Here is a 4,590-nt window from a genome sequence, read left to right on the forward strand (position 1 = left end):
GGGTCCCCTTACCGGCAAGTATCACCGTCGATCACGGGACCGAATTTACGTCTAAATCGCTGGATTTCTGGGCGTGGGAGAACAAAGTGCTGCTGGATTTCACTCGACCAGGAAAGCCCACAGATAACGGGCTTTGCGAGTTGTTTAACGGCCGATTACGGGACGAGTGCCTGAACACGCATGAGTTCCTGTCGCTTGAACACGCCAAGACCATTATCGAAGCGTGGCGTCTTGATTACAATGATCATCGACCCCACGGTTCGCTCGGCATGCTGACCCCGAGTGAATACGCCAGAACACAGCAGGTCAGCTTGCCAGAGAGGGCTAAATTCTAGTTTTCAAGTGCTGCAAAACGGGGGTGACGTCACTTTGGTATCTCACTATAATGGTCGTTTTCCGATAAAATTTATAACATACTGTAATGTGGGTGGTGAATTGTGTTAAAGGGAAGCAGATGAAGAACGGGCAGGGAATGAAGAGGGCGATGGTGATAATCGGGCTGGCTGTTCTAGTCTCGGGCTGTGCGCCTAATAGCCTATATCTCCCGAAAGAATATGATCCGACGGCCAGCGCCCGGTTGCGGGTTTACTTTGGGCCTGCGACCAGAATTACCCTGAACCATACCTGCCTTGATAGCTCGCGCTCGTACAGCTTCGAAGCCAACGATCCCATGGTTCGCGGATTCAGCAATACGGTGATAGGCATGCCCATGCCCAATATCGACGAAAAGTACTATTCCGAGTATGTCGTTATGGCCGGGATTCCGATTAATATTCATTCACGTGGCGGCGGGTGGAGCCATCCAAATGCGATAGGTATGTCCATATACTGGCCGGAGTTCGGCCAGTCGATTACCGCAGTGCTTGAGCCCGGAAAGGACTACGAGACGTTGTATCAGCATCCCAATACGGTCTTGCGAGAGCTTGTCGTGGTAGATGGCGTGGTGCGTACAAAGCCCGTGGCCGTAAAGAAGTCTGAGGTATGTAAAAAGGGCGAAATTGAAAGGATACCGCTCCCGATGGGCTGAAACTCCTGATTCGACCGGGGTGAGTGCGTTTGAACTCTGCTGGTCTGTGCGCCTGCTTTGTCAATCCGGTTTTTTGCGAACACAAGCCTCCACTCCCGTGGAGCAGGCCCTGTATGATCGGCTTCCCGCCGAATCCCTGATTCACCATTCCGCTCAAGGATCGCAACACGTGTCTATCCGCTACACTAGAACGCCTGGCTGAGGCAGGCATCGAGCAGTCTGTCGATAGCCGGGACGACAGCTATGATAACGTACTGGCTGAGGCCATTAACGGGCTGTACAAAGCCAAACTGATCCATCGCCGAGTGCCTTGAAAACCAGCGCCGCTGTGGAGTTGGTAACGCTGGAATGGGTTGCTTGGTACAGCCATCAGCGCCTATTCGGGCCTATCGGATATATTCCTTCTGCACAGGATGAAGAGGCCTATCACCGCGCACGTTCTGATGCTATGTCGATGAAAGCTTTACTTTAACCAAATTGCCTCCTCGATTCCCTGGGCGATGCAGTATCCGGGTGCCGTGCTAAGTGCAGGACATCTGCATCGCTGCGACGGTGGATGGAAGGACGGCGCTCTCTTGGTTCAGGGTAGCAACAGATAGTTTTAGCGGTACCTCGCATGTGCTCAGTAAACGCTTCCAGGCCAGAGCAGTCAGCTTTGTAAGGGCGATAGTGATGCTCTCAGTCGGGGCGGCGAGCTTCACAGGAAATTTTTGCATGCTAATCGTGCCTGATTATGCTACTCACAAACGTAGTGTCGTTGCAACATCAATTCTTGTGTCGCAGCGATATTAATACGGGTAGCGAGCTGAGTAGCTTTGCAGGATTGCCTGACAAAAATTTAAAACGATTGGTTGAATTAAAAGAGATTTCGTATAACATGAAAATTGCCACCTGGAACGTCAATTCCCTCAAGGTGCGCCTGCCTCAGGTGCTGGACTGGCTGGCAGCCAGTGAAACCGATGTACTGTGCCTGCAGGAACTCAAGCTGACAGACGAGAATTTTCCGTTGCAGGCCTTTGTTGATGCGGGTTATCACGCCTGCTGGAGCGGCCAGAAGACCTATAACGGTGTGGCGATCATTTCCCGGGAGCCTGGCCGTGACGTCATCAAGAATATCCCTGGCTACGAAGACAGCCAGCAGCGTGTGATTTCAGCGACATTTCCGGATGGCACCGGCGGCGAGATGCGTGTGATCTGTGCCTATTGCCCCAATGGCCAGTCGCTCGAGAGCGACAAGTACATCTACAAGCTGGCCTGGTATGCAGCGCTCCAACGTTGGCTGGAATCGGAGCTGGCGCGTTATCCACAATTGGCCGTGCTGGGAGATTACAACATCGCACCGGCGGACGAGGATGTCCACAATCCCGAAAAATGGGCTGGCCAGGTGCTGGTGTCGGTGCCGGAGCGGCAGGCATTCCAGGATTTGCTGGGGCTGGGCCTGAGTGATGCATTCCGTCTGTTCGATCAGCCGGAGAAATCATTCAGTTGGTGGGATTATCGTCAGTTCGGTTTCAGGCGCAACGCCGGCCTGAGAATCGATCATATCCTGCTGACACAGGCCCTGGCCGAGCGTTGCGTGGCCAGCGAGATCGACAAAGGGCCGCGGGGCAACGAGCAGCCTTCCGATCATGCGCCGGTCTGGGCAAGGCTGGCTGCCGAAGCGTGATCGGAGCGGCGGCATTGTTCGAGCCACTGCGGCCGCCAGTCCCGCGAGCGGTCGGCTGAGCCTACTGCTTGCCGGTGCTGCCGAAGCCACCTTCACCGCGGTCTGTATCGGTGGAAAACTGATCGACCATGTGCAGTGATACCTGTACGACAGGCTGAAACATGAGTTGGGCAATCCGTTCGCCGGGCTGGATAATGTAGTCATCCTGGCTGTCGTTGGCCAGGATAACGGCGATCTCTCCATGGTAGTCGGCATCGATTACGCCGATACCCTGTGCCACACGAACGCCATGCTTGAGCGAGAGCCCTGAGCGCGAAGCAACGATGGCGACCAGGCCAGGATCCATCATGTTGATGGCCAGGCCGGTCTTGACCAGAGTGCGGCCTCCTGCGGCCAGGGTCATGGGCTCCGTTATGCAGGCTCGCAGATCCATGGCGGCAGAGCCGTCAGTGGCGTAGTTGGGCAGGGGCAGGGTGGAGCCAAGCAGGTCGTTAACGATGCGGGCTTCGATTTTTCGATGCATGGACAGGCATTCCGTATGAAAAACAGGATGTGATGTTAACAGCGTGGTCGGATCGAGGTGGGGGCAAAGCCAGCGTTCAGCCCGGCAATTTCCCCTGGCGTCGCAGGTCGCGCCCACGCTGGAGGAATTGGCTGCCGATGAACAGCAGCACGAACATGGGGATCAGTTCGCTGAACTGCTGGTAAAGCAGAACATTGGAGGCGAAATCGAAACCCTTGATCAGGGCGGCGATACCGATCAGCATCATGACCAGCCCGCCGCGCCGTTTCGCGGCAAGCTCTGCCAGGGTAGGCAGAGGCTTGTCTGATGGCTGGTCGGCAGGCACCGGCGTTGTAGCCGGACGGTCATGGCGGGGTGCTGCTTGCCGGGATGGCTGGCCGCCTGTCGGGAGCGGAGCCGGCTGGGGAGGCAGCGAGGAGGGCATGTCCGGGAATTGGCTGCGCGTCCTTGCTGCACTTGTCCGGCCGCGCCGGGCTGTCTGGCCGGGCGCGGTTGCCTGACGATTGACGAGTGCGTCGATATAGCTGGCATAGTCCCCGTTGCGGGGTTCGGAATCCAGGGGCATGGCAGGAGGGACGTTGGCTTGTAAACCCTGATTTTAGGTGCGAATCAGGCCGACGGCGATACCTTCGATCGAAAACGCCGGCGATGCTCGCCCGTCATCGCTGCCTGCGGTGATGATGATGGGCTCGAAGTCGGGATTTTCCGGCAACAACTCGATCTGTGCGGGCGTGCGGTGCAGGCGCTTGACCGTGACCTCGTCATCGATGCGTGCCACGATGATCTGGCCATTGCGGGCTTCGCTGCTGCGCTTGACGGCGAGCAGGTCACCTTCGAGTATGCCGGCATCTCGCATGCTGAGGCCGCGCACCTTGAGGAGATAATCCGGTGTCTGACTGAAAAGACCGGGATCGACGGTGATTTCCCGATCGATGTGTTCCGTGGCCAGGATGGGGTGCCCGGCGGCCACACGCCCGACCAGCGGCAGGACGAGGGCGGACAGGGCTGCACGCACAGGGTGCATGTCGTGGCTTGTGGTGTCCTGTGGTTCAGTGCGGGTGTCAGGCGTGTTGAGGCGAATGCCTCGCGAGGCCCCTGCCGTCAGCGTGATGGCCCCTTTGCGAGCCAGGGCACGAAGATGATCCTCGGCGGCATTGGCCGAACGAAAACCCAGTGTCTGCGCAATTTCTGCGCGCGTGGGTGGAAAACCTGTCTGGGCGATCGTAGCGCGGATCAGGTCCAGGATCTGCTGCTGGCGGGCGGTCAGCTTGAGGGCCATGATGTGCGAAATTCCAGAATTGAATCTGTATAAATATACAGCAATTCAGTATTCGGGGCGAGAGGGACGGGCTTTGGCGGTGGCTGGAATGAAAC

Annotated in this window: 6 protein-coding genes and 1 pseudogene; 4 read left to right on the forward strand and 3 right to left on the reverse strand. The window is 57.1% G+C overall.

Annotated features, from left to right (window positions below):
• The 4 genes and pseudogenes from ABN482_RS08270 to xth all read left to right on the forward strand — a co-directional run.
• The coding region (locus tag ABN482_RS08270) for an integrase core domain-containing protein (RefSeq protein ID WP_349503537.1) at positions 1 to 335 on the forward strand (335 nt) is incomplete at its 5' end.
• Between the two features lie 119 nt (positions 336 to 454).
• Entirely contained in the window at positions 455 to 1,027 is a 573-nt protein-coding gene (locus tag ABN482_RS08275) for a hypothetical protein (protein ID WP_349503538.1), read from the forward strand.
• Positions 1,028 to 1,124: 97 nt separating this feature from the next.
• Positions 1,125 to 1,499, forward strand: a pseudogene (locus ABN482_RS08280) (integrase core domain-containing protein); the annotation flags it as partial.
• 405 nt (positions 1,500 to 1,904) lie between these two features.
• Positions 1,905 to 2,693, forward strand: coding sequence for an exodeoxyribonuclease III (gene xth, locus ABN482_RS08285; protein WP_349503539.1), 789 nt, complete (start codon positions 1,905 to 1,907; stop codon positions 2,691 to 2,693).
• Between the two features lie 61 nt (positions 2,694 to 2,754).
• Here the strand turns inward: xth and dut are convergent, their stop codons facing one another.
• From dut to lexA, 3 genes are all read right to left on the reverse strand, one after another.
• On the reverse strand, positions 2,755 to 3,216 hold the full coding sequence (gene dut, locus ABN482_RS08290; RefSeq protein ID WP_349503540.1) for a dUTP diphosphatase: 462 nt from the start codon (positions 3,214 to 3,216) through the stop codon (positions 2,755 to 2,757).
• A gap of 76 nt (positions 3,217 to 3,292) precedes the next feature.
• On the reverse strand, positions 3,293 to 3,781 hold the full coding sequence (locus ABN482_RS08295; protein ID WP_349503541.1) for a hypothetical protein: 489 nt from the start codon (positions 3,779 to 3,781) through the stop codon (positions 3,293 to 3,295).
• Positions 3,782 to 3,814: 33 nt separating this feature from the next.
• A complete protein-coding gene (gene lexA, locus ABN482_RS08300) occupies positions 3,815 to 4,495 on the reverse strand; it encodes a transcriptional repressor LexA (protein WP_349503542.1) in 681 nt (226 codons plus the stop codon).
• Positions 4,496 to 4,590: the final 95 nt, after the last annotated feature.

It is taken from the genome of Corticimicrobacter sp. (assembly GCF_040137905.1).
GTDB lineage: Bacteria > Pseudomonadota > Gammaproteobacteria > Burkholderiales > Burkholderiaceae_B > Corticimicrobacter.